General features: G+C 70.0%; 19 protein-coding genes. 9 read left to right on the plus strand and 10 right to left on the minus strand.

Annotation, left to right across the window (positions count from 1 at the left end):
- Nucleotides 1–28: 28 nt before the first annotated feature.
- Nucleotides 29–3,136, minus strand: a complete 3,108-nt coding sequence (locus ACZ4A5_RS26490) for an SCO5717 family growth-regulating ATPase (protein ID WP_467589283.1) — start codon at nt 3,134–3,136, stop codon at nt 29–31.
- A 687-nt stretch (nt 3,137–3,823) separates the two neighbouring features.
- On the opposite strand from ACZ4A5_RS26490, the gene ACZ4A5_RS26495 reads away from it, so the two are divergent.
- The gene (locus ACZ4A5_RS26495) at nt 3,824–5,341 is read left to right on the plus strand and encodes an outer membrane protein assembly factor BamB family protein (protein WP_467589287.1); all 1,518 of its coding nucleotides are present in this window, start codon (nt 3,824–3,826) and stop codon (nt 5,339–5,341) included.
- A gap of 43 nt (nt 5,342–5,384) precedes the next feature.
- Here the strand turns inward: ACZ4A5_RS26495 and ACZ4A5_RS26500 are convergent, their stop codons facing one another.
- Both ACZ4A5_RS26500 and eccE read right to left on the minus strand, forming a co-directional pair.
- On the minus strand, nt 5,385–6,122 hold the full coding sequence (locus ACZ4A5_RS26500; protein WP_467589290.1) for a hypothetical protein: 738 nt from the start codon (nt 6,120–6,122) through the stop codon (nt 5,385–5,387).
- Entirely contained in the window at nt 6,119–7,399 is a 1,281-nt protein-coding gene (gene eccE, locus ACZ4A5_RS26505) for a type VII secretion protein EccE (RefSeq protein ID WP_467589293.1), read from the minus strand. Before eccE ends, ACZ4A5_RS26500 begins: the two co-directional genes overlap by 4 nt.
- A 133-nt stretch (nt 7,400–7,532) precedes the next feature.
- Here eccE and eccB point away from each other — a divergent pair, with 133 nt between their 5' ends.
- From eccB to ACZ4A5_RS26540, 7 genes are all read left to right on the plus strand, one after another.
- Nucleotides 7,533–9,128: a type VII secretion protein EccB gene (gene eccB / locus ACZ4A5_RS26510; protein WP_467589296.1), complete on the plus strand. Its 1,596-nt coding sequence runs from the start codon at nt 7,533–7,535 to the stop codon at nt 9,126–9,128.
- Nucleotides 9,129–9,175: 47 nt separating this feature from the next.
- Nucleotides 9,176–10,585 carry a type VII secretion-associated serine protease mycosin gene (mycP, locus tag ACZ4A5_RS26515; RefSeq protein WP_467589353.1) on the plus strand — a complete coding sequence of 470 codons (1,410 nt, stop codon included), beginning with the start codon at nt 9,176–9,178 and terminating at the stop codon, nt 10,583–10,585.
- Nucleotides 10,586–10,697: 112 nt separating this feature from the next.
- Entirely contained in the window at nt 10,698–11,180 is a 483-nt protein-coding gene (locus ACZ4A5_RS26520) for a hypothetical protein (protein ID WP_467589299.1), read from the plus strand.
- A gap of 15 nt (nt 11,181–11,195) precedes the next feature.
- Complete coding sequence (locus ACZ4A5_RS26525; protein WP_467589303.1) at nt 11,196–12,617, plus strand: WXG100 family type VII secretion target; 1,422 nt, start codon at nt 11,196–11,198, stop codon at nt 12,615–12,617.
- Between the two features lie 33 nt (nt 12,618–12,650).
- The gene (mycP, locus tag ACZ4A5_RS26530) at nt 12,651–13,844 is read left to right on the plus strand and encodes a type VII secretion-associated serine protease mycosin (RefSeq protein WP_467589306.1); all 1,194 of its coding nucleotides are present in this window, start codon (nt 12,651–12,653) and stop codon (nt 13,842–13,844) included.
- A gap of 18 nt (nt 13,845–13,862) precedes the next feature.
- Nucleotides 13,863–14,252 carry a WXG100 family type VII secretion target gene (locus tag ACZ4A5_RS26535; protein WP_398869925.1) on the plus strand — a complete coding sequence of 130 codons (390 nt, stop codon included), beginning with the start codon at nt 13,863–13,865 and terminating at the stop codon, nt 14,250–14,252.
- Between the two features lie 47 nt (nt 14,253–14,299).
- Entirely contained in the window at nt 14,300–14,608 is a 309-nt protein-coding gene (locus ACZ4A5_RS26540) for a WXG100 family type VII secretion target (RefSeq protein WP_398869926.1), read from the plus strand.
- 52 nt (nt 14,609–14,660) lie between these two features.
- On the opposite strand, the gene ACZ4A5_RS26545 is transcribed toward ACZ4A5_RS26540, so the two are convergent.
- Together ACZ4A5_RS26545 and ACZ4A5_RS26550 are read right to left on the minus strand one after the other, a co-directional pair.
- Nucleotides 14,661–14,888, minus strand: coding sequence for a DUF397 domain-containing protein (locus ACZ4A5_RS26545; protein WP_366004983.1), 228 nt, complete (start codon nt 14,886–14,888; stop codon nt 14,661–14,663).
- Between the two features lie 141 nt (nt 14,889–15,029).
- Nucleotides 15,030–15,515 (minus strand): hypothetical protein, encoded by a 486-nt coding sequence (locus ACZ4A5_RS26550; RefSeq protein ID WP_467589311.1) that lies wholly within the window; start codon nt 15,513–15,515, stop codon nt 15,030–15,032.
- Between the two features lie 280 nt (nt 15,516–15,795).
- Here ACZ4A5_RS26550 and ACZ4A5_RS26555 point away from each other — a divergent pair, with 280 nt between their 5' ends.
- Complete coding sequence (locus ACZ4A5_RS26555; protein ID WP_467589314.1) at nt 15,796–16,647, plus strand: helix-turn-helix domain-containing protein; 852 nt, start codon at nt 15,796–15,798, stop codon at nt 16,645–16,647.
- 164 nt (nt 16,648–16,811) lie between these two features.
- Here the strand turns inward: ACZ4A5_RS26555 and ACZ4A5_RS26560 are convergent, their stop codons facing one another.
- The 5 genes from ACZ4A5_RS26560 to eccCa all read right to left on the minus strand — a co-directional run bounded on the left by ACZ4A5_RS26560 (nt 16,812) and on the right by eccCa (nt 23,053).
- Complete coding sequence (locus ACZ4A5_RS26560) at nt 16,812–17,534, minus strand: rhomboid family intramembrane serine protease (protein WP_467589317.1); 723 nt, start codon at nt 17,532–17,534, stop codon at nt 16,812–16,814.
- Nucleotides 17,535–17,759: 225 nt separating this feature from the next.
- Nucleotides 17,760–18,143 carry a hypothetical protein gene (locus ACZ4A5_RS26565; protein ID WP_467589321.1) on the minus strand — a complete coding sequence of 128 codons (384 nt, stop codon included), beginning with the start codon at nt 18,141–18,143 and terminating at the stop codon, nt 17,760–17,762.
- A gap of 25 nt (nt 18,144–18,168) precedes the next feature.
- Complete coding sequence (locus ACZ4A5_RS26570; protein ID WP_467589324.1) at nt 18,169–18,447, minus strand: hypothetical protein; 279 nt, start codon at nt 18,445–18,447, stop codon at nt 18,169–18,171.
- A gap of 37 nt (nt 18,448–18,484) precedes the next feature.
- Nucleotides 18,485–18,892 carry a hypothetical protein gene (locus ACZ4A5_RS26575; RefSeq protein WP_467589327.1) on the minus strand — a complete coding sequence of 136 codons (408 nt, stop codon included), beginning with the start codon at nt 18,890–18,892 and terminating at the stop codon, nt 18,485–18,487.
- Nucleotides 18,893–19,102: 210 nt separating this feature from the next.
- Nucleotides 19,103–23,053: a type VII secretion protein EccCa gene (eccCa, locus tag ACZ4A5_RS26580; protein ID WP_467589330.1), complete on the minus strand. Its 3,951-nt coding sequence runs from the start codon at nt 23,051–23,053 to the stop codon at nt 19,103–19,105.
- Nucleotides 23,054–23,109 lie beyond the last annotated feature (56 nt).

Below are 23,109 nucleotides of genomic sequence, written 5' to 3' on the forward strand. Positions count from 1 at the left end.
CGAACGCCCGGGGCCCTTCGTTATGCGCTCAGGTCTGCTGCGGCGGGTACTGCTGGGGGTAGCCGTAGCCGCCACCGGGCTGCGGCTGACCGCCCGCGGGCGGGTAGGGGCCGCCCGGCTGCGGCTGGCCGTACGGATACGGCTGCTGTGGATACGGCTGGGCCTGCGGCTGTCCGCCCGCGTACGGGTCGTACGGCTGCTGGTAAGGCGCGGGGGCGCCCGGCTGGCCGGGGACGTACGCGCCCGGCACGGGCGGCGCCTGGTGCGCGGGCGGGTTCTCCCCGGTCCACAGCCCGTGCTGCTGCTGGGCCCGGGTGAAGTCCTCCGCGACCAGCGCGGACAGGTGGAAGTACGCCTCGCGCGTCTTCGGCCGCATCATCTCCAGGTCGACCTCGGCTCCCGCCGCCAGGTGCTCGTCGAAGGGCACGACCACGACACCGCGGCACCGCGTCTCGAAGTGGGAGACGATGTCCTCCACCTTGATCATCTTGCCGGTCTCGCGGACCCCCGAGATCACCGTGACGCTGCGCGAGACGAGATCGGCGTAGCCGTGCGCGTGCAGCCAGTCCAGCGTGGTGCTGGCGCTGCTGGCACCGTCGACGGACGGCGTGGAGACGATGATCAGCTGGTCCGCGAGGTCGAGGACGCCGCGCATCGCGCTGTAGAGCAGGCCGGTGCCCGAGTCGGTGAGGATGATCGGATACTGCTTGCCCAGCAGGTCTATCGCCCGCCGGTAGTCCTCGTCGTTGAAGGTCGTCGAGACCGCCGGGTCCACGTCATTGGCGATGATCTCCAGGCCGGACGGGGCCTGCGAGGTGTAACGCCGGATGTCCATATAGCTGTTCAGGCTCGGGATCGCCTGGACGAGGTCGCGGATCGTCGCACCCGTCTCCCGGCGCACGCGGCGGCCGAGCGTGCCGGCGTCCGGGTTGGCGTCGATCGCCAGGATCTTGTCCTGCCGCTCGCTCGCCAGCGTCGCCCCGAGCGCGGTGGTGGTCGTCGTCTTGCCGACGCCGCCCTTGAGGCTGATGACGGCGATCCGGTAGCAGGACAGCACGGGGGTGCGGATCAGCTCCAGCTTGCGCTGCCGCTCCGCCTCCTCCTTCTTGCCGCCGAACTTGAACCGGCTGGTGCTCGGCTGCTTCTTCGGCTTCGGCTTGTTGCGCAGCAGCCGCTCCGACGACAGCTCCATGGACGCCGTGAACCCCAGCGGGGCCCCGTGCACGGACCGCTGCCGCTGCTCGGGCGTCACGGTCGGCCAGCCGCCGGACCGCGGGTCCACGGGGACGCCGGGCTGCGGCTGCTGGGGCTGAGGTTGCGGCTGTTGCTGCTCGGCGAGCGGCGGGAGGGCGCCGTTGTCCGGCGCGACAGCGGGCGGCAGCGCGTAACCACCGGGCTGCACGCCCGGCTGCGCCTGCGGCGTCTGCGGCGCTTGAGGTTCCTGCTCACCGGGCTGCACGCCGGGCTGGGCCTGCGGTACCTGCTCGCCGGACGCGCTCTGCGGCTTCGGCGCGGGCGCCTCGCCGGAACCCTCCGGAGCGATGGGCGCCTGAGGCGGCGTCACAGGGGAAGTCGGCGGGGCGTACGGGGAGGGTGCGGTCTGCGGGGTGTACGGGGCGGGGGCGCCCTGCGCGTACGGGCCCGGGTGGGCAACTCCCGTGTGCGGAGCGGGCATCGGGGCGTACGGCGAGGGTGCCGGGGCCGCGTCGGGACGCGGGTAGCCGTAACCGCCCTGCGGCGCGCCCGGCGGCTGCGCGTACGGGGACTGGGGTGCCTGGGGCACCTGGGGTGTCTGAGGTGCCGGCTGGCCGGGGTAGCCGTAGCCGCCTTGCGGCGCGGCGGACGGCGCGGGCGGGGGAGTGGGCGTCGCGGGGGCGGCGTCGGGACGCGCCGGCAGGGACGGTGCGGGTGCCGGGGTGGGTGCGGGCGCCGGTGCCGGTGTGGGGGCCGGTGCGGCCGGGGGAGCGCCGGGGGCCGGGACGGCGGGCTGGAAGTCCGGGGGCAGCGGCGGCAGCGCGCCCTGAGGCACGGACGGCGGTGCCCACGGCTCGGGGGCCGGAGCCTCGGGAGCCGGTGTCTTCGCGGCTGACGCCTCGGCGGTCTGCTCCGCGACGCCTTCCGGCGGCGTCACGGCGGAGAACCGCATGGTTCCCTCGCTCCGGACACCCGGCTCTTCCGCGCGTCCGGCGACCTCGTCGCGCAGAGCGGCCGCGGAGAAGCGCATGGTGCCCTCGGGGCGGGGCGCGTCGGCGGGAGGCTGCGGCTCCTCGGCCCGGTCCGGAGCGTCTACCCGCGGGGCGGCGGAGAACCGCGTCGTCCCCTCGCCGCGCACGTCACCCTCGCGAGCGCCGCTGTCCGCCTCGCCCTGCGGGACGCCGGGGGAGAAGCGCGTCGTCCCTTCGTCACGTACATCGCCGTCGGCCTCGGAGGCGTCCGTTCCGAAGGAGGCGTCCGCTCCGAACGGAAGAGGGTCGGTGTCGGCGGTGTCCACCGTGCCGTTCTCGTCGGACACTTCGGATACACCGGACGCGGTGGCAGCCGCCGCGGTGGCCGGGGAACGGTCCGCACCGTGCTCCGCGAGCGCGTCGGCAGCGGGTGCCTCGCCGTCGGCGTGCGCGTCGGCCGCTTCCGGCACCTCGGCCGGCGGAGGCGTCGCGCTGTCCGCCACCGGCGTCCCGGTCGCCTCCGCCCCGAACGGCAGCTCGTCCGCGGGGGATTCGCCCTGCGAGGCGGCGGGCGGGAGCCCGTCCGCCGCACCGGCACCGAAGGGCAGGCTGTCCGCTGCCGCCGGCGCGCCGGCGGGCTCCTCGGCCGGGTTCGCGGTGACAGCCGGCTGCGGCGTCCACACGGGCGGCAGACCAGGCGGAGCCGACGGCGGAACCGGCGGAGCCAGCGGTTCACCCGAAGGCGGGGGCGGGGCCGTCCGGCTCACGTCACCCTCGCCGACGGCCGGGCCACCGGCGGAGCCGGCCGCACCAGTGGCCTGCGACACCGCGTTCTGCGTGTACCAAGCCGGTGGTGTGTAGTCGATCGTGAACTCACCCGTGTGGTCGGGTTCGTTCTCGTGGCCCGCGTCGGACCGGTCCTCGCCGGCTGTGGTCCCGCCCGCGCGGAGCTCGTCCCGATCGCTGCTCACATTGCCTCCTGCTGATGTGGTCTGACGCCCATGTGCTGCCTGTCGGGCCCGACCGTTCCCGTCGTCCGACCGCCCGGGGTTCCCCCTGTTCCGACGGGAGGAGTCCGGTCCGCGGTTCTCCCGTACGTACACCCGTCAAGACTAATCGTCATACGCGCCGCCACGGCAGGCCCGCCCCCGCCTCCTCAACAGCCCCGTGGCAACCGGCCCCGGCCGGCGCCGGAACCGGGTGATAGAAAGATTTCCCGCTCGAAAGCCATAACGGCGCGGGATCCGCGCCCGATTCGCTCCTTTTCGTTGGAATGCTGACGTTCCATCGGATCGCGGGGGGAGGCAGAACGGGCGCCGGGCCCGCACAGCAAGAGGTATGCGCTGATGGTCCAGCCGCCCCCACCCCCACCGATGCCGCCGAACCAGCCCTCCGGGGGCGGCTTCGGGGCACCGCAGGATCCGGCCGCGAACGCTCCGCAGGCGCCCCAGCAGCCCCCCACCGCTCCGGCCGATCGCCCGGCTCCCGCCGAACCCCCGGCTGCGGCCGGTCCTTCGATTCCGCTGACGAAGCCCGCGGCGGCCCCGGAACAGCCGCCCGCGCCCCCGGCCCAGGCCCCCGCCGCGCCCCCCACGCCCGCGGCCCCGCCCGCCTGGGGCGCCCCTCCGGCGCCGGGGCAGCAGGGTCCGGCCGGCGGCGTGCCGTACCCGCCGAACCCGTACACGCAACAGCCCGGCGCGCAGCAGCCGAACCCGTACGGTGCCTTCCCGCCGCCCCCGGGCCGGCCCTTCGGCGCCCCGGGCCCCCAGCCCTCCGACGGCCCGGACAAGAAGCGGACGGCCCTGGTCATCGGCGCGGCGCTCGCGGTCCTGGTCGCGGCGGCCGGTGGTGTGTGGGCGCTGACCGGCGACGACAAGGGCTCGGACAAGCCCAGCGCCCACGGCAGCACCGCCCCGGCCAAGGGCGGCGAGGGAGGCGGCGACGAGGGCACCGCGGGCCCGCGCGACGGCGGCGAGAGCGACCCGAACGACGCCCGCCAGGCCGGCGAGGCGAAGGTCCTCATCGACCAGAAGGGCCCCGACGTCGACCGGGCGGGCGCCGATGTCCCGGGCATCTGGGTGATCGGCGACCACGTGGTCAAGACCGTGCAGGACAAGGTCGTCGCCTATTCCACGGACGACGGCAAGGAGAAGTGGTCCGTCCCGCTGCCCAAGCGGGTGTGCGCGGCGCCCAAGGACACCACGGACGACGGCAAGGTCGTCGTGGCGTACGAGGGCGACAAGAAGGACGAGTGCGGCAACTACGCCATGCTCGACCTGAAGGCGGGCAAGAAGGTCTGGGACAAGCCCATCCCCAAGTCGGGCGGATTCGCCGAGAGTTTCATCGGCCTCGACATGGCCATCAGCGGCAACGCCGTGGGCGCCGCCTGGTTCGGCGGCTCCGGCATGATCCGGGTCAGTGACGGCGAGACCATCGCCACCCCCGACATCCAGTCGGGCTGCGGCATCGACGGCTACGCGGGCGGCAAGGCGCTGCTGCGTTCCTGGAGCTGCGTGAGCGACAACACCTCGCACATCGAGAAGGTCGACCCGGCCACCGGCAAGGCCACCTGGACCTGGGACGGCCGCAAGGGCCTCCAGACCAAGAAGATCTACTCCAGCGAACCGGCCGTCGTCTCCCTCCTGTCGGACGACAAGAAGTCCGGCGGCATCATCGCGCTCAAGGACGGCAAGGAGCGCTCGGTCATCGACTTCGCCGGCCAGTCGTACGCGCCGACCTGCGGGCTCTCGATCGTGAACCACGACCTCGGCGGCTGCCAGGGCGTGGCCGTCACGGACGACACCCTGTATCTGCCGACCGAGGGCAACTACTCCTCGGGCAACGAGATCCACGCCTTCGACCTCGACAGCGGCAAGCGCAAGTGGGCCGCCAAGAACACGAGCAAGCGCGAGCTGATGCCCCTGAAGGCGGACGGCGACAAGGTCATCGCGTATCAGAAGGCGTCGTACGACAAGGCGGGCGCCGTCGTCAGCGTCGGCTCCGACGGGGACCCCAAGGTGCTGCTCCAGATCCCGGCGTCCATGACGTCCGCCGAGAACAACTTCTTCAGCGCGCGCTACCTCTACGACAACGACCGCTTCTACATCGCCACGACGCGGCTGTCGGGCAGCAATTCGGGGGACGGCAACAGAATGCTGCTGGCCTTCCGCAAGTGACCCCGGGGGTGGGGCGGGGCAGACACCCGGCCCACCCCTCGGCTCAGTCCATCCGCCGGGCCGCACCCAGCAGCCCGGCCTCCGGTCCCGTCGCCCGGGTGTCGGCATACATCCGCGACCGACGGCCCGCGCACCACAGCGTCACCCCGTCCTGGAGCGTCGGCAGCGCCGCGACGTCCTCCGGCGGCAAACCCAGGAGCCGGCCGAGCTGGGCCGCCTCCTCCGGGGAGACCCGCTGGACACCCACCAGATCCGCGCTCGCCATCAGGCGCGGCGCCTCCGGGCTCACGAACGGCAGCAGGGTGAGCACCGGCTGCCAGGGCGCCGCGACGACCCGGCCGCGCGGCGGCCGCGCACCGCAGTCACGCACGACGAGCACCGGGCTGTGCACCGACGCCCCTTGCGGCGGCACCCTCCCGACATCGTGCAGAGTCACGCACGGCTGACCGCTGTTGGCGGCCTGCGCGAGCGACGTCCACAGCTGGCGGCGGCCGGTCTCCACGGCGACGCGGGCACCCGTGCCGACCGTGCGCAACGCGATCACCTGTGCCGTCCACGCGCCGCCGACCAGGACGGCGTCGAAGGGGGCGGGGCGGCCGATCCCCAGAACGGCGGGCGAGCCCTGGGGATCGGTGCCGATCACCACGCCGTCGTCCCCGACCGGCAGGGCCAGTGCCTCGAACTGCTCCGGCGCGATCTCGTGCCGCCCGCGGCGCGGACCCAGCAGCCCGAAGCCGGGGCGCCGCCGCGCGGACGCGGGTGGCGGGGGAGCTGTGGTCATGAGCGCGTCCCTCCCAGGGGCAGCGTGGCGAGGACACCGGGCACCTGCTCGTGATCCAGCCGCACCAGACCGGCCTTCGCACCGCGTGCGGCCCGCTCCAGCTCCCGCCGGGCATCGGCCAGTTCGTCCGAACTGCGGCCGGTGACCCGCACGTGCGCGGCCACACTCGGCGCGTGCCGGCCGCCCGGTGTGCGGCCGCGCCCGAGGGTCAGGCTCAGCGTCGTCGACAGCGCCGGCAGCGAGGTGAGCAGCGCGGCCAGCTGCGGCAGCGGAGTGGCCTCCGGCCCCAACTGCGGCCAGCGGGAGACCCAGTACGTGCTGTGCCACCGGTCGTCGCACCGCCAGGCCCGGGAGCTCTCCGCGGTCCGCCGCACCGGCGTGCCACTGCGGCCCGCCCGCGCCGAGGCGGTCGGATTGACGTTCGCGGCGGTCGCGATCGCCGCCGTGAGCCCCTCCTCGGACAGCAACTGGGCGCGGAAACCCGCCCCCTGCAAGCGGCTCGCGAGCTGGTCCGCCGCCCGCAGCAGACAGCGCCGCGCGCCCTCCACACCCGAACCGCGCGCCTCGACGGCCTCACGGCACAGCTCCGGGTCGAGCTTGAGCGCCACCCACGTCAGCCGTACCGCGGGGGTCCCGGCCATCGCCTGGAGCGGCGCGTAGTTACGGGCCGCCAGGGCCTCCGCCGACAGGTGGGGGGCGGGCGCGGGCAGCGTGCTCTGCACCACCTGCACGGACTCCAGCCGGATCCCGTCCACGTCCATCGCGTCCCGCAGCAACGCCAGTGGCAGCGCCTTCTCGGCCCGCAGCGGACGCAGCGGGGCGTCGACGGCGTCGATCCGCAGCATCACCGTCAGGAACGTGCCGTCCCCGACCAGGCCCACCTCGCGCCGCTCACGGTCGGTGAAGGAGCCGGTCCGCAGCGCCGGTTCGCACTCCAGGACCGGGGCCAGCCCCGTGTCCGTGCCCACCGGGGCGGCCACCGCCCGGCCCGCGCGCCGCCGCAGCGACACCGCCGTGGCCAGCCAGTCCGCTATCGGCCGCTGCCCGCGGCGCACGAGCGCGAGGAGCACCAGCACCGCGGCCACCACACCCGCCGGCACCAGCCACACCGGGCCCGCGGCCCACGCGGCCAGCACGAGCGCCGCCGCCACCTCGACCAGCACCAGCTGCTGCAGCCGGACCGGCCCCACGCTGCCGGGCCGCGACACAGCCCGCGGCGCGACCGCGCCCGGCTGCGCGGTGACCGCTGGCCGGCGTACGCGCGTTGCGGCACCCATGCCTGACAAACCCCCTCGCCTCACGCTGATCCCCTACCGGCATAGTAGGGGGCCGGTACGACAACCGGACCGACGGCAGGGTCCGGCAGCACCCCGTCAACCGAAGCCGACCACTGGGGAGAAGCGGCGACACATGGCATCACGCCGGGATCAGCTCAACGCGTACACCTTCGCGAAGAAGCGAACGGTCGCAGCTTTCCTGCAACCTTCCCCCAGCGGTACGGAGGAAGGGGCCCCGCGCCCGCTGCGCGCGGTCCTGCCCGGCGTCGTCGTCGGGGCGCTGCTCGTCGCCGGATTCGGGGCCTGGGGCCTGTTCCGGCCGGTCGCGCCCAAGGGCTGGGACGACACCGCCGCGCACGTCATCGTCGGCAGTGAGTCGACCACGCGCTATGTGGTCCTGGAGACGGACAACAAGAAACAGCTGCACCCCGTCCTCAACTTCGCCTCCGCCAAGCTGCTCCTCACCCCCGACAAATCCACCGTCATCAAGGTGAAGGAATCCGAGCTCGACAACGGCCACATCCCGCGCGGCCCGACCCTCGGCATCCCCTACGCCCCCGACCGCATGCCCGGTGCCGCCGAAGCCGGCCGGAAGAAGCAGTGGGCCGTCTGCGAACAGCCCGGTGGCACGAACGGGAACACCACGCAGAAAGCCGTCTTCCTTTTCGCCGACCGCGATCCGAAACTCAGGAAACTCACCGGCCCGGACCGTCTGCGGGGCAATCAGGCCCTCTACGTACAGGGCCCCGACGACGCCCGCTACCTCATCGATCCGCAGGGCACCAAATACCTGCTCGGCGGCCCGGAGTGGAAAGCCCTGGACACCTCGGACTACAACCTGCTGTTGCGCTCCCTCTTCCAGGACGGTGCCCGTCCGCAGCGCGTCACCAAGGACTGGCTGAGCACGTTCAACGACGGCGCCCCCATCGTCTTCCCCGAGATCCGCGGTGACATCGGCGGGAACGCCGGTGTCACCACCCTGCCCGGAACGGCCAACCGCGTCGGCACGGTCCTCGAAGCCCCCACCGGCACGGGCACCCAGCACTACGTCGTGCTCCAGGGCAAGGTCCAGCGCGTCTCCGAATTCGTCGCCAAGCTGCTCCTCAACAGCAAGATGCTCACGTCGCTCGGCCAGGCCGGCACACCGCAGCACGTCAGCGCCGCCACCTTCACCCCGGACGACGAGGAGTTCTACGGGAAGTACCACTGGCCCTCGCGCGTGCCCCAGCAGGCCAACGCGCAGGAGGCGCCCGCCGGAGGCGGCGCCAAGACGACGGTGTGCAGCATCTTCGGCGGCCTCTCGGCCGGCGGCACCCCCGACCTCGCCACCTGGGCCGGCACGGAATACCCGGCGACCATTCCCGACGGGGCGACGAGCGCCTACGTCACCCCCGGCTCCGGACTGCTCTACCGCCAGGTGACCGGCCACCAGACCACCAGCGGCTCCATCTTCCTCGTCACCGACACGGGGCTGCGCTATGCCGTGCAGTCCAATGGCGACAGCGGCACCGGAAAGTCGAAGATCGGTGAGAATCCCGCACCGTCCCCGGGCGCGGATGGAAGTACACCTGAGAGCTCGCCCTCGGCCGCACCAGAATCGGGAACGGCCCGTGCCCGGCTCGGCTATCAGAACGTGAACCCCATGGCCGTACCCGCCAATTGGTCGCAATTCCTCCCCACGGGCCCGCGTCTGGACGCCAACAGCGCCCGGCAGCCGCAGGGATCGTGAGGAGCGGCATGCGACGCATCACCGCCGCGCTGGCGGCCGCCGCGCTCATGACTCCTCTGACAGGGGCGTCGGCCGTATCCGCCCCGCTCCCCGTCACCCTCGACGGCAGCGGCGAGTGCACCTATCCCGCGAAGCCCATCAAGGGCACTCCCTGGTCGCTCCAGCGCGTCCTCCTCGACCAGCTCTGGCAGGACACCAAGGGCAAGGACAGCAATGGCAAACCGGTGCGCGTGGCCGTCATCGACACCGGGGTCGACACCCACAACCCCCAGCTCAAGGACGCGGTCGACGCCAAGAGCGGAGCGGATCTGCTGACCGGCAAGCAGGCGGCGGCCGCGGACGGCGTGGGGGTGCGCGAGGCCACCGAGGACCGCCGCGAGGCAGCCTCGAAGGACCAGGCGAAGAAGGAGCCCAAGCCCGCTCCGAAGACCACGCCCAAGCCCTCGGAGCAGCCCAGGACGGCGCCGACCCCCAAGCCCTCCGCCTCGGCGTCGGCTCCGGCGACCCCGAAGCCCTCGGAGAAGCCCACGCCCAAACCCGAACCCGAGAAGCCGGCCGTCCAGCTCGACCCCACGCTCGACCTCGTCGGCCACGGCACGAAGGTCGCCGGCATCATCGCGGCCCGCCCGTCCGCCACGAGCGGCTTCGTCGGCCTCGCGCCGGAGTCGGTCATCATCCCGATCCGGCAGAACGACGAAAAGGGCACCGGAGACTCCCAGACCCTCGCCCAGGGCATCAACCTGGCCGTCGCCGCCGGGGCCCAGGTCATCAACATCTCCCAGGACACGGCGAAGGCGCTCAAACCCGATTCCGATCTGGAACTCGCGGTGAAGGACGCCCTCGCCAAGGACGTCGTCGTGGTCGCCTCCGCGGGCAACGACGGCCTCGACGGCAGCGTCAAGGAAACCTATCCGGCCGCTTATAAAGGCGTTCTCGCCGTGGCCGCCTCCGACCGCAACAACGAGCGCGCCGCCTTCTCCCAGCCCGGTGAATTCGTGGGCGTCGCGGCCCCCGGCGTGGAAATGGTCTCCACCGTCCCGCTCGGCGGGCAGTGCGTCGACAACGGCACGAGTTTCTCCGCCCCTTATGTGGCCGGCGTCGCCGCCCTCATCCGCGCCAAACACCCCGACTGGAAACAGCACCAGGTCGTCGCCCAGATCGAGCAGACCGCGGAACGCGCGACGAACGGCCATGACCGCTATGTCGGCTGGGGCGTGGTCGACCCGGTCCGCGCCCTGACCGACGACGCCCACCCCCTCGACAGCGTCACCGCCGCCCAACCCACCACCCGCCACGCCAAGCCCCCCACTCCGGCCCCCCTGGCCACAGGAGAATCCCCCTCCCAACGCCAGGAACGCCTCGCCACGTACGGCCTGGGCGGCACGGCGCTGCTGGTGGCGGCGATCGCCGGGGTGGCGGTGGTGCTACGGGATCTGCGGCGCCGCCGGGCGGCTTGATTGAGTACGCGTACTCAGGCGGCGAGGGGATACCGGGCGGCACCATGTAACTCATGCAGGGAGTGGCTGGAGTGGCGTAGTGTCGCGCTGGATGCCACAGGGGAGGGGCAGGGTGCAGCAACAGGGTTCGGGCGATCAGGACCAGAGGCCGTTCGGCAACGGCAATCTGGTGAAGGAAGCCGAGACGCTGGCGAAGTTCAAGGGCCGGATCGACACCATCGTGTCCGAACTGGAGAAGTCGCCCGCCTCGCAGAAAGCCATCGCCCATCAGACGATCCCCAAGGGCGCTTACGGCACCGGATTCGGCTCCGCCGACGACCTCGCCAAGCTTTACGACAAGGTTCACGACCAGCTGAAGATGCTGTCCCAGACCTTGGGCGACCAGGTCGAGGCGATGGGGATCGCCGCCGTGGTCGCCGAGCGCGGATACGACGGGATGGACGCCGAACAGGCCGCCCGGCTGAAGGCGATCGAAGAGCGCGTCCGCAAGAACTACCACGACCCGACGGCGGGAAAGCCCGCCCCGGCCAAGGGCGGACACGAGCCCAAGCCGGAGCGCAGCGGCGCCTCCGATCTCGGGTCCGAGACCGCGTAAGGGGGCGGCACACGGATGGGCAAGGGGAAATTCGACGACGCCACGCACGAAGAGCTCTACGCCATGGTGGCGGGCGGTCAGCCACAGCAGATCAATGACGCCGCGGACGCGTTGCTGAAGGCGTTCACCGACATCAATGACCTCGGCGGGGAACTCCAGGCGCATGTCGAGCGCGTGAAGTGGGAGGGCGAGGGCGGCGAGGCATTCCGCAACTGGGGTGCGGAGCTGGCCAAGCAGACGCTCAAGCTCGCCGACTACACGCTGAAGGTCGGCATCAACATAGGCTTCGCGGGCCAGAGCCTGAGCGACGCGCAGAAGGCGATCCCGGCACCGGAACCGTGCTTCGCGGACCCGGACAAGGAAAAGGCGCGCTTGAAGGGCGCGGAATCCAACCGGCAAGAGGCCATCAATCAGATGGAGCGGTTGGATTCCTACTACCGGACGGTGCATACGGATGTGGCGGGGTTGGAGGTGCCGCGGTTTCCGGTGTTGCCTGGTGGGCTCTGGCCGGTCGTCCGCGACTATGAAAGACCGGATGGAGCATCATCCACGGGCGAGGGCTCGATGGCAGGTGGGGGCCGCGCTGCGTCGCTACCGACTGGAACGGGCTCGACCGCAGCCGCTCATGATGCTCCCAACCGTCAATTGGACGCGGACTCACGTGGACACCTGGGTGTGAATCTGTCCCCCGACCGGCCTGTGCATACGGGGATTGACTCTGCGGTACTTACACCATCGCCCGATATCGTCGGCAAGCCCGCAGCGCCCAGCGTCCCTGGTCCGTCCAACGACACAGTAATTCCAGGGGGTGTCGCCGCACCGCGGCCCTTCGTGCCCAACATGCCATCCGGTGGGCAAAGCGGGACAACCGGGCCACGTGGACCGTTCGGTGCCCGCCCGGTGAGCAGTGTGAATCCATCGAGACCTGGAGGGATGCCGAGGGTTCGGGAGAGCGACGGCATCATCGGCGGTACGCCTGCTCGTTCCGGTAGTCAGTCCATCAACCCGCGGCTGCCCCGAAGCACGGTCGTAGGCGAAGAGCGGACTGTTTCGGGGCCTCAGGCGGGTGCAGCCACGGCATCGCGGGGTCCGGCTGGGGCCCCAAGCGCGCGGACAGGAGGGCCCATGGGTATGGGCGGCCATCCTGTTGGCGGTAGCACTCCTGGCCCGAGGAACGGCTACGTCGGCCGAAGGCTGGCCACAGAGCCAGGTGGTACTGCTGGTGGCCTGCGTGCACCGCGGGAAGGACGCTCCGAGTTCACACCGGGTGGCTCAGGTCTCGTACGAGGAAATCAGCCGCCAGGTGTGATGCCACACTCGGGAACCAACTCTTCCGGGGGCAACCGCCGTCGCTCCACCAGGCCCGACTATCTGGTGGAAGACGAAGAGACCTGGACCACAGGCCGCGGAAATGTCGTGCCTCCAGTCATCGAATAGCTCACGAGACCTCACGAAGGGGACCACTGCCTCATGCGATTTCCGGCTCAGCGCGCCCTGCTGGCCTCGGCATTGCTCGGGGTGATGCTCATGCCTCTCGAGTGCCTCGTGACCCCTGCCGTGGCGCAAGACGAGCACTCGAGGCAGTGGTTCTTGGACGATATGCAGGCCGAAGAGATGTGGAAGGTGAGCCGAGGGCAGGGCGTTACAGTTGCCGTGATCGATACAGGCGTGGACGGGTCGCTTCCCGAGCTACGGGGCCAAGTGTTGGAAGGCATGGATGTTTCCAACAAGCCCACGGGTGCCAATGTGGACGACGACGGCCACGGAACAAATATCGCTACGCTGATAGCTGGCACTGGTGCAGATGGAGGAATTCAGGGGTTGGCTCCTGGAGTCAAGATCCTTCCAGTGAAGGCCGTGCCAAACGGTCGAGCAGACGCTATCGACCCGTTGATGGCGAGGAGCATTCGATACGCCGCTGATCACGGCGCTCGAATCCTCAATATTTCGCTCGCAGGCCCAGGGGACAGCGTCCAGTTCCCCAAGGTTCAAGCTGCTGTCAACTACGCCCTTGAAAAGGGGAGTTTGATTTTTGCGGGCGTCGGAAACGATGCTGAAAAGGGTAACCCCGTGGAGATGCCCGCGGCGCTCCCCGGCGTCGTCGGCGTAGGAGCAGTCGACCGCCAGGGAAAAATCGCCAAATTCTCCACCTACGGAAACCAGGTCGGCCTCGTTGCCTTCGGCGAAGAAATCGTCGCGCACTGCGAAAAAGGTCCCGGATACTGTATCGGCGGCGGTACCAGCCAAGCCACAGCCATCGCCTCCGCCTCCGCCGCCCTCATCTGGGCCAAGCACCCGGACTGGACCAACAACCAAGTCCTCCGCGTGATGATGGAGACCGCCGGCAAGCCCGCAGGCGCCAAGATGCCCAGCAAATACCTCGGCTACGGCAGCGTCCGCCCCCGCAAGGTGCTCGTCGACGGTGAAGGCGACCCTGGCCCGGCAGACGTCAACCCCCTTCTCGCGGCCAACGCCGCCAACGCACCCAAGGCGTCCCCCTCCGATTCGAATTCGTCCGCGGTCGGCAAACCCATCGCCGCGAATTCCGGTTCGGGCGGAGGAATCGGCACCACCACCTGGGTCGCCCTCGGCGCGGGCGCCGCAGTGGTCCTCGCCGCGGCCATCGGCTTTGTCGTCGTACGCCGCCGTACCAGCCAGCCCTAACAACAAGAAAGGCGAAGCATGTCGGACACTCAGAAGATCAGTGATCCCGCATTCACCAAGTTCGAAGGCAAGATCCGGGAGACGAGCGAGGCCCTTTCCGCCAACCTCCGCTCCCTGGCCGATGCCATCGCCACGGTCGAGGCGGCCTGGACCGGTGCCGGCGCTCAAGCATTCCGCACCGCGCAGACCGCGCTCAACGAGGACCACGACGCCCTGCGCCGGCTGATCGACGGCATTCACGACGCCGTGGCCCTGACCCGTAAGGCCAGCCACGCGAACGACGCCGACATCATGGCGACCTTCAACAAGATCGACGTGAACGGCTCGGCCGCGGGCGGACACCTCGGTTCCCTGGGTGCCGGCGCGGGCGTCAGCGCCGGTCTCGAAAGCAAGATCAGCAGCTACTAGCAGTACTTCCGCATTCCACGAAGCAATCACCACCACGAGGGGGGTACATGTCCGGGGCGAATGACGACCTCAAGGTTCATTACAGCTCGGTCGAGAAGACCGCCGATGACATCAGCAAGGCGGCCGGCGTCGTCGACCAGCAGCTGAAGGACATCTGGGCCGCGGTCAACGAGGTCACCGAGGGCTGGCAGGGCGAGGCCCACCAGAAGATGCTCCAGGCGAAGGCGCAGTTCGACGCGCGCGGTACGCACATCCACTCGATCCTGACCGAGATCGCATCCAAGATCAAGCAGGGCAGCATGGATTACCGGCACACGGACCGCAAGGCTTCCCAGCTGTTCGACATCAGCTACTGACGGTCGACGGGGTGGGGCAGGCAAGGAGCAAGGCACGCCCCACCCCGCACGCTCACGTCAGATCGAACTCGCCGTCCCGCGCGCCGAGTACGAACGCCCGCCACTCGCTCTCTGTATAGCGCAGCACGGTGTCCGGATCGGCCGACGACCGCATTGCCACCGCACCACCCGGGAGATACGCGATCTCGACGCGCACCTCGGTCGTGGCATCCGGCGCGCTCAGCCACTCGACGCCGGAGATGTCCATCGCGTAGAGCTCGTCCTTCTCATGTGGGTCCATGACGCAGGGGCCGCCTTTCGGAGTGCGCGATCGCCGTCATATCGCGGCGCGCGAAGGTGAGTTGGCGCCGCGGAGTTCCTCGTGAGCAGCGTACTCCCGGCGGCGCCGCGATATCCCTGGATCACCGATCACGCTCACCTCTCAGAGCCGCTCGTAGTTCCGTGCCGTCTTCCGCGAGAACGCCACCCACATCTTGCTCCCCGCCAGCGGGCCGCCGACTTCGTCCAGACCACAACAAAGGCTCTCGCGCGCGGCCAGTGCCGCATCCAGGGTCGAAAGCGCCGCCCGCCGCCGTGCCTGACAGGCATCCCGCACGTTCCGAGGGTGCCGGGGATGCTCGTCGAACACAGTGAGGCGGAGTACGCCGAACCGCCACCGGATGGACAGGCTCGTCGGCTTCCCGGGAGTGAACAGGTAGGCGTTGGTGAGCAGTTCGGACGTCGTGAGCACGGCGAGTTCGGCCATGTCGGCGAGGTCGTGTGCGCGCAGAAGGCGATCGACGGTCTTACGGGCCATGCTGAGGCAGTACGCGCCGCCGGGGAGCCCGAGGGTGTAGTCGAGGTTACTGGGGACGGGCTCAGCGGAGGACACGTCCGACGAATCGGGCATGCAGGGTGCGAAGTTCATGCGTGGTCACTCCAGACGCTAGGCAGGGGTGAGGTGGGAGAGATCCAGCACGCAGGTGGGCACCGGTGGCTCGCCTCCCTGGGCGCAGGCATGTCCACCGCAGGGAAAGGCAGGCATGCTCGCGCGGTGCACTTCCGGTGCTCTCGCGTGTGAGCGGTGCGTTACTGAATGTAGGGGCATCGATACAGCGCAGACAACCTTGTCCGCAAAGACAACCCTGTCGGTGGACCCGGAGGGACGCTGCACGGCATGCTTCGGGTAGATCACGAGGAGGGCAGGCATGCCGTCGAGGAGCCAACCAACCCAGCGGCAAAGGCGCTTGGGGGTCGAGCTGCGTAAGCTGCGCGAGGCTGCGGGGATGAGCGCCCCGGAAGCCGGCGCGGCGGTGGGCATCAAGGCCTACCAGGTCAGTCACCTGGAGGCCGGGCGGGTTGGCGTGACGCCGAACCGCCTGCGCACGCTGGCCAGGAACTACGGCTGCACCGACGAAGCGTTGGTCGATGCCCTGGTGGCGATGTCCGACGAGCGGGACAAGGAATGGTGGGAGGAGTACAGGGGCGTGCTGCCTGGCTTCTTCCTCGACATCTCCGAGATCGAGTGGCACGCCACGCGGCTGCGCAACGCTTTGACTTCACACATCCCTGGTCTGCTCCAGACCGAGGACCATGCTCGCGCGATCTTCGAGATGGTCATCCCGGAACTCCCGGCCGAGCAAGTGGACGCCAGGATTGCGCACCGCTTGCAGCGGCGCAGGGTCCTCGATCGCAAGAACCCTCCCACGTACGACGTGATCATCCACGAGAGCGCACTGCGCATGCAGTTCGGTGGACGCGACGTGGCGCGGGCTCAGCTGAGGCATCTGCTGGAGGTCGGTGAACGTGATGGCGTCAGCATCAGAGTCATCCCGTTCGAGTCCGGAGGGTTCCCGGGGGCAGGCCAGACGGTGCTCTACGCATGTGCGGCAGTGCCGTCCCTGGACACCGTGCAGCTCGACACTTCCTACGGTTCCGTCTTCGTCGACTCCGAGGCGCAGCTCGCAAACTATCGGAGGCTCTTGAGCAAGATGGAGCTCTGCGCCCTGGGCAAGCGTGACTCGCGTCAGTTCATCCACTCGATCGCCCGGCAGATGTGAAGAAGGGGAGACGATGTCCGAGATCCACTGGCAGGAGCCACTCTGTGGTGGGGGCGGTAACGCATGCATTCAGATAGGCCACTCCCACACCGGAGCCCCCATACTCCGTGAAACAACCCGCCCCGACGAACTGATCACCACCACCCGCGAGGGCCTCCGTAACCTCATCGAAGCCGCCAAGCGGGGCGAACTCGACCATCTCGTCCAGTAGCCCAGACGACCGGCAGTACGGCCAGCGCGCCTCCCAGCAGAAGTGCCGCCCCGTGGATGTTCTGAGCAACCGCCAGCACCGCTCCGACGATCGGCACGACGAGGGCCGCGGGCCGGTGGACCGAGATGCCCCGCTCGTTGCCGACGTTGACGACCGCCGAGGCGACGACGCAGGCGACGAACGCCGGTATGAGGGCGCCCGGCCAGAGGGTGCCGACCATGGCAGCGCTCCAGAGCAGCAGTATGTGTGCGGCACCGCCGGGCAGCCGCGAGTCGGCGCGCCAGAGGGCCAGGGCGGCGGCGCCGGCCAGCGCGCAGATCGCGATGGAGTTGCCGCCGCCCGTGGGCTGCCAGGCATAACCGACGAACTCGCAGACGACGCCCACCCCGAAGTACTGCAACAGCCAGCGCGACCTGGACAGGACCTGCTCCGCGACCGTCCCCACCAGCAGGAGGAAGAGCAGATTGCTCACGGTCCCGAGCACCCCGCCGTCCTGGACGAACAGCGCCGTGCTCGAGCGCCACCACTCCCCATGCAGTCCGGCGGGGGTCCGCTGCAACTCCCCGAGGACGCCGTGCACGGCGAATTGCAGGAGCTTCACCGCGGCCGTCACGGCGAACACGACCGCAGTCACCACGGGAAACCGCCGCAGACCTGCGCGTTGAGTGATCGTCATGCCCACAAGTGTCCGCCCGGGCCCACGGCTGAGCCAGTGCCGCCCCTCACGGTTTCGGCATGACAAATGTCTACCGGGCGGGGCGTCAAAGGCCCCTGCCGCGACGGCGGAACTCGTTCGACATCGCCAGTCAGCACAGCACCAGGAAGAAATTGATGCCGGTTGCCGCAGGGGAATGGTTTCACCGCGATCATCCCCGTCGGTCTAACCCCATTATCCAAAGATTCACCGGCGCTCCATATACACGTCCTGTGTGGGCACCTTGAGATCCGTGCAGCCATGTCTTTCGCTCTGATCTCTGGCGAAATCCACGAGAAGGGGTTGAAGCTCGGTTCCTGAAAGGCCTTGCCTGTTGTCGGACTGGTAGCTGCTTGCTCGGTAGTTGGCGGACTCACCGTCACAGCGGGCCGTGGCCCGGCCGAAGTGCTCGCTCATGATGGCGTCACCGAAGTGGTATTGGGAAGGAAGCTTGACGTTTGCAGTTACCAGGGTCTCGAAGGGATGGTTGCTCCAGTCCCCGTACCAGCCGCTGAAATGGGCCACGGATTTTCCGCTCTTCGCATCCACGAGGGTGCATGCAGTGATCGGCGCCCGATCGTCCGTCTGCACCGCTACTTTCCAGGGGGCGCCGGATTTATTCCTCGGTAGTGAAGCCTTGGCGATCCACTCGCAAGGGGTACCGGCCGCCTCCTTCAATGACACGGCTTCCTGGCCATTCAGCAAGGCCTGTTTGGGCCGAGGTAGAGGAGGTGGTCGTTGCCCGGAAGGTTTGGGCGGCAACCCCCGTCCACGACCCGTCGGCGGCCACATCCCGCACCTGGCTGTCGTATGTCTTCTGGACGGTCTCGAAGTCCTTCGCCGCCGCCTCCCACTTCGCCGCCGCTGTGGTCAGCAGGGACAGATCCGTGGTCATGACCTGGTGGTACGTGAGCATGGTGTTCAGGTGCCCCTCAGTAGTCCGACAGCCGTGACTGGAAGGGCGGTTGGATGCCCTTTCCGTCCTGCGGGATGAGTAGCGGGATCTGGTTGCCCGTGTGGATGTGGGTGCCCTGGAACAACCGGTTGGCGCCACTCAGCGCCGCCTTCACCGACGCCCGCCACCCCTTGAGCGCCTCATTGATTCCGGCGCCCGTCGCCCACTCCGTGAATCCCTTGGCCGCGGCTTCCGTCGCCTCGTCCATGGAGCTGCCCGCCTTCTGGACGTCGGGCTGTATGTGCTGTTCCAGCGCGGAGACGGCCGACTGCTTCTTCGCCGCGGAAGACTTGAGCTCCGCGTCGCCTCCCGGCCCCGGGAAGCCGTTGAGTCGTGTCCGCGTCGCATCCCCCTGCAACGCGGCCCATTCGTCGTGGAACGTCACCGCTGCCTCCTGCCTGTCGCACCCACCAGTGCCCTCGAAAAGCCTTTGCACCAGGCACTTTTGCGTTCGAACCTAACAACAGGACCTCGCCCGGCGCAGCCGCTTCTTGATCTCTTGGCGTGCTTCTGTCGTGACCCTACGCACGCATACGTGGAAGGGGCATGAGTACGCGTACTCATGCCCCTTCCCCAGCGAACAGCCGGTCCCTGCCTACTCCTCCGGCAGCCACCCCACCTGCACCAGCGGAGCTCCCCGCTTCCGCGATACGAAGAAGCCGCGGCCCGGCGGCATCGGGCGGGGGCGTACGCCGCCCAGCAGGTCGCCCTCGCCCGGGTCGCCGGAGAGGACCACGCCCTGGGCGCCGAGTTCCTTCACGCGCTGCATGAAGGACTCGAACATCGAGCGGGACGCGCCGGCGGAGCTGCGGGCGATGATGAAGCGGATGCCGACGTCGCGGGCGAAGGGGAGGTTCTCGGTCAGGACCGAGAGGGGATTTCCGCTGCTGGTCGAGACGAGTTCGTAGTCGTCGACGATGACGAAGAACCGCGGGCCCGACCACCAGCTCCGGTCGCGCAATTGCTGCGGGGTGATGTCGGGCTGCGGAGCGCGCCTTTCCATCAGGCCGTTGAGGGCGTTCGCGTGGACGGCCAGCGCCGAGGCGAGCGGCGCGTATTCCAGCAGATGGGTGTCGGGAATGACATCGAGGAGGGTGCGGCGGAAGTCGCCCACCACGATCTTCGCCTCATCCGGCCCGTAGCGCTCGGTGATCTGCTTGGCCAGCAGCCGCAGCAGCGCCGTCTTGCCCGATTCGCTCTCGCCGAAGACGAGGAAGAACGGGTCGGTCTCGAAGTCGACGTAGACCGGCTCCAGATTGGTCTCGTCGATACCGATGGCGACGCCCTGCTGCGGATTCTCGAAGCCCTTGGGGAGCTCGTCGGCGCGCAGCTTGCGGGGGAGGAGCCGGACGCCGGGAGCGTGGGGTCCGGTCCATGCCTCGTCGACGGCGCGGACCAGTTCGGCGGTCGCGTCCGTCAGGGTCTCGGGGTCGCTGTCGGCGTCGATGCGCGGCAGCCCGGCCATGAAGTGGAGCTTTTCCGGGAGCTGGCCACGGCCGGGCACCCCGGCGGGGACGTTCGCGGCGACCTTGCGGTCGAATTCCGAGTCCATGGTGTCGCCGAGCCGCAGCTCCAGCCGGTTCAGGAGCTGGTCCTTGAGCGAGGCGCGGACCTCCATATTGCGGGAGGCGGTCACCACGACATGGATGCCGTACCCCAGGCCCCGCCCCGCGATATCGGTGACGACGCCTTCCAGCATGTCGTATTCCTGCTTGAAATTGCCCCAGCCGTCGACGATGAGGAAGACATCGCCCCACGGCTGGTCGGAGAATCCGCCCGCCGCCCGCTGCCGTCGGTAGGTCGTGATCGAGTCGATGCCCTGGGCCCGGAAATACTCCTCGCGCCGGGCCAGGATGCCCGCCACCTCGGCGACCGTGCGGCGCACGCGCTCCGGGTCGAGGCGGGACGCGACCCCGCCGACGTGCGGCAGGCCCGCGATGGCGCTCATGCCGCCACCGCCGAAGTCCAGGCCGTAGAACTGCACCTCCGCGGGCGTGTGGGTCAGCGCGAAGGACGCCACCAGTGTCCGCATGAGCGTGGACTTGCCCGACTGGGGGCCACCGACGACGAGCATGTTGCCCGCCGCGCCCGAGAAGTCGCGGTGCAGGACGTCGCGCCGCTGCTCGAAGGGCTTGTCGATGAGACCGATGGGGACGACGAGACGGCCGAGGCGCCCGTGCCCGGGCGCGGTCAGCCCGCGCCCCTCCACCGTGGACAGCGGCGGCAGCAGCTCGTCCAGGGAGGCCGCCCGGTCCAGCGGCGGCAGCCACACCTGGTGAGCCGGCGGCCCCTGGCCCTCGATCCGCCGGACGACGACGTCCAGGACCGTCTCCGCCTGCGGTTCCTCGCCCGTACGGACCGTGGGCCCGGCCGCGGGCTCGGGCGCGGTGTAGGTGACCGGCACGGGATCGGCGGTGAAGAGCACCGGGCGGCGCTCGATGGGCAGCGCGCTCCCCCCGGCGCCCGCGGCCGGAGCCGTGCGGTACGGGCCGGAGACGTACGCCGCCTTGAAGCGCGTCATCTCGTCCGTGCCGAACTTCAGATAGCCCGAACCCGGCACCGACGGCAGGTGGTAGGCGTCCGGCACGCCCAGCGCCGTACGCGACTCGGCGGCCGAGAACGTCCGCAGGCCGATGCGGTACGACAGATAGGTCTCCAGGCCGCGCAGCCGGCCCTCCTCCAGGCGCTGCGACGCCAGCAGCAGGTGCACACCCAGCGAGCGGCCGATGCGGCCGATCTGGATGAACATGTCGATGAAATCCGGCTTGGCCGTCAACAGCTCGCTGAATTCGTCGATCACCAGGACGAGTGAAGGCAGCGGCTCCAGCGCCGCACCGGCCGCGCGCGCCTTCTCGTAGTCGTGCATGTTGGCGTAGTTGCCCGCCGAGCGCAGGAGTTCCTGCCGTCGCTGGAGCTCACCGGTGATCGAGTCACGCATGCGGTCGACCAGCGTCAGGTCGTCCGCCAGGTTGGTGATCACGGCCGCCACGTGCGGCAGTGCCGACATGCCCGCGAAGGTCGCACCGCCCTTGAAGTCCGCGAGGACGAAGTTCAGCGTCTCCGAGGAGTGCGTCACCGCGAGCCCCAGGACCAGCGTGCGCAGCAGCTCCGACTTGCCGGAACCCGTCGCGCCGACGCACAGCCCGTGCGGCCCCATGCCGTCCTGCGCGGCCTCCTTCATGTCCAGCATCACCGGCGTGCCGTCCTCGCTGACGCCGATCGGCACCCGCAGCCGCTCCGCCGTGGACCGCGGGCGCCAGGTGCGCGCCACGTCCACCGAGCCCGCGTCGCCGAGCCCCAGCAGATCCGTGAAGTCGAGGTTGGCGAGCAGCGGCTCGTCGCCGTCACCGCCGCCCGTGCGCAGCGGCGCGAGCTGGCGCGCGAGCGCCTCCGCCGCCTCCATGGACAGCGTGTCCGGCACACCGTCGTACACCGCGACCTGCGACAGCAGCCGCAGCTCGCCCGGCTCCACCACGACGGACAGCCCGCCCCGCGGCTCCCCGAGATCCCCCGGCACCACCTCGACGATGGTCACGCCCTGGAGTCCCTCGAGCGCCGCGAAGACCGACTCGGCCGGCACCGTGCCGCCGTCGAGCACGAGCACCACGTGCGGCTGGTCGAGCACCGGCTGCCCGTCCCGGCTGAAGCGCGTGCGCCCCTCCAGCCGGGGCCGCAGCAGCTCCTCCAGCTCGCCGAGCTCGTCTCCGATCAGCCGGCGCGCGCCCGCCCCGTCGACCGCGCCCGGCACCTGAACGTGCGGCAGCCACTTCGTCCACTCCCAGTACGACGCCGCCCCGCGCGCCGCGACCACCGCGACCACCAGGTCGTCCGGCGAGTGCAGCGTCACCAGCTGCGCGACGAGCGCGCGGGCCGTCCCGTGCACCGTCTCCGGGTCGCCCGAGAGCGTCACGTGGTAGAAGGCGCGCAGCGACAGCGCCATCGGCATGCCGTCCAACGACCCGTGCGTGGCCAGGAACTGCTGCATCGCGCCCGTCGTCAACGGCTCCAGGTCGTCTATCGGAGCGGTCTCCGGAGCCACCAGCGGCGTCGCGAGCTGCTGCGCCCCCAGCCCGACGCGGACCTGCCCGAAGTCGTCGTCGCCCGCACGCCGCTCCCACAGCCGGGTGCCCTCCGCGACCACCGACCACAGCTGGTCGGGGGAGGGGTGCAGATAGAACTGCGCGTCCCGCTGCGCACGCGCCGTCCGGCGCACGGTCCGCCGCGTCTGCGCGAGGTATTTGAGGTAGTCCCGGCGCATGTCCGCGGTCTGCCCCTGGGAGCCCTGACGGTGCCTCACGACCATCGCGATCGTCATGCCCAGCGTCGAGCACATCATCATGACGCCCATGATCTTCATCATGGGAGCGGCGCCCGGCATGAAGAAATAGACCATCGACGAGGCCATGCCCAGCGTCGGCAACAGCTGCATCAGCACACTGTCCTGACGCCCGCGCGGCAGCTCGGGCGGCGCCTCCAGCCGGATCTCCTCACCGGGCACGTCCGGCGGCAGACTCCGGGGCGGGCGATGGACGACGACCTGGCTCACCGGATGCCTCAACCCCTCCACGCGGTGAGGAATCTCCGAGCGGCACCCCTCCGGCA

Source organism: Streptomyces sp. NPDC025618 (genome assembly GCF_055558795.1).

Bases quoted from the DNA above. Each gene is read 5' to 3' on its own strand.
- ACZ4A5_RS26500 (WP_467589290.1), bottom strand. From the start codon at position 6,122: ATGACCACAGCTCCCCCGCCACCCGCGTCCGCGCGGCGGCGCCCCGGC.
- eccE (WP_467589293.1), bottom strand. From the start codon at position 7,399: ATGGGTGCCGCAACGCGCGTACGCCGGCCAGCGGTCACCGCGCAGCCG.
- eccB (WP_467589296.1), top strand. From the start codon at position 7,533: ATGGCATCACGCCGGGATCAGCTCAACGCGTACACCTTCGCGAAGAAG.
- mycP (WP_467589353.1), top strand. From the start codon at position 9,176: ATGACTCCTCTGACAGGGGCGTCGGCCGTATCCGCCCCGCTCCCCGTC.
- ACZ4A5_RS26525 (WP_467589303.1), top strand. From the start codon at position 11,196: ATGGGCAAGGGGAAATTCGACGACGCCACGCACGAAGAGCTCTACGCC.
- mycP (WP_467589306.1), top strand. From the start codon at position 12,651: ATGCGATTTCCGGCTCAGCGCGCCCTGCTGGCCTCGGCATTGCTCGGG.
- ACZ4A5_RS26535 (WP_398869925.1), top strand. From the start codon at position 13,863: ATGTCGGACACTCAGAAGATCAGTGATCCCGCATTCACCAAGTTCGAA.
- ACZ4A5_RS26540 (WP_398869926.1), top strand. From the start codon at position 14,300: ATGTCCGGGGCGAATGACGACCTCAAGGTTCATTACAGCTCGGTCGAG.
- ACZ4A5_RS26545 (WP_366004983.1), bottom strand. From the start codon at position 14,888: ATGGACCCACATGAGAAGGACGAGCTCTACGCGATGGACATCTCCGGC.
- ACZ4A5_RS26550 (WP_467589311.1), bottom strand. From the start codon at position 15,515: ATGAACTTCGCACCCTGCATGCCCGATTCGTCGGACGTGTCCTCCGCT.
- ACZ4A5_RS26555 (WP_467589314.1), top strand. From the start codon at position 15,796: ATGCCGTCGAGGAGCCAACCAACCCAGCGGCAAAGGCGCTTGGGGGTC.
- ACZ4A5_RS26560 (WP_467589317.1), bottom strand. From the start codon at position 17,534: ATGACGATCACTCAACGCGCAGGTCTGCGGCGGTTTCCCGTGGTGACT.
- ACZ4A5_RS26570 (WP_467589324.1), bottom strand. From the start codon at position 18,447: ATGACCACGGATCTGTCCCTGCTGACCACAGCGGCGGCGAAGTGGGAG.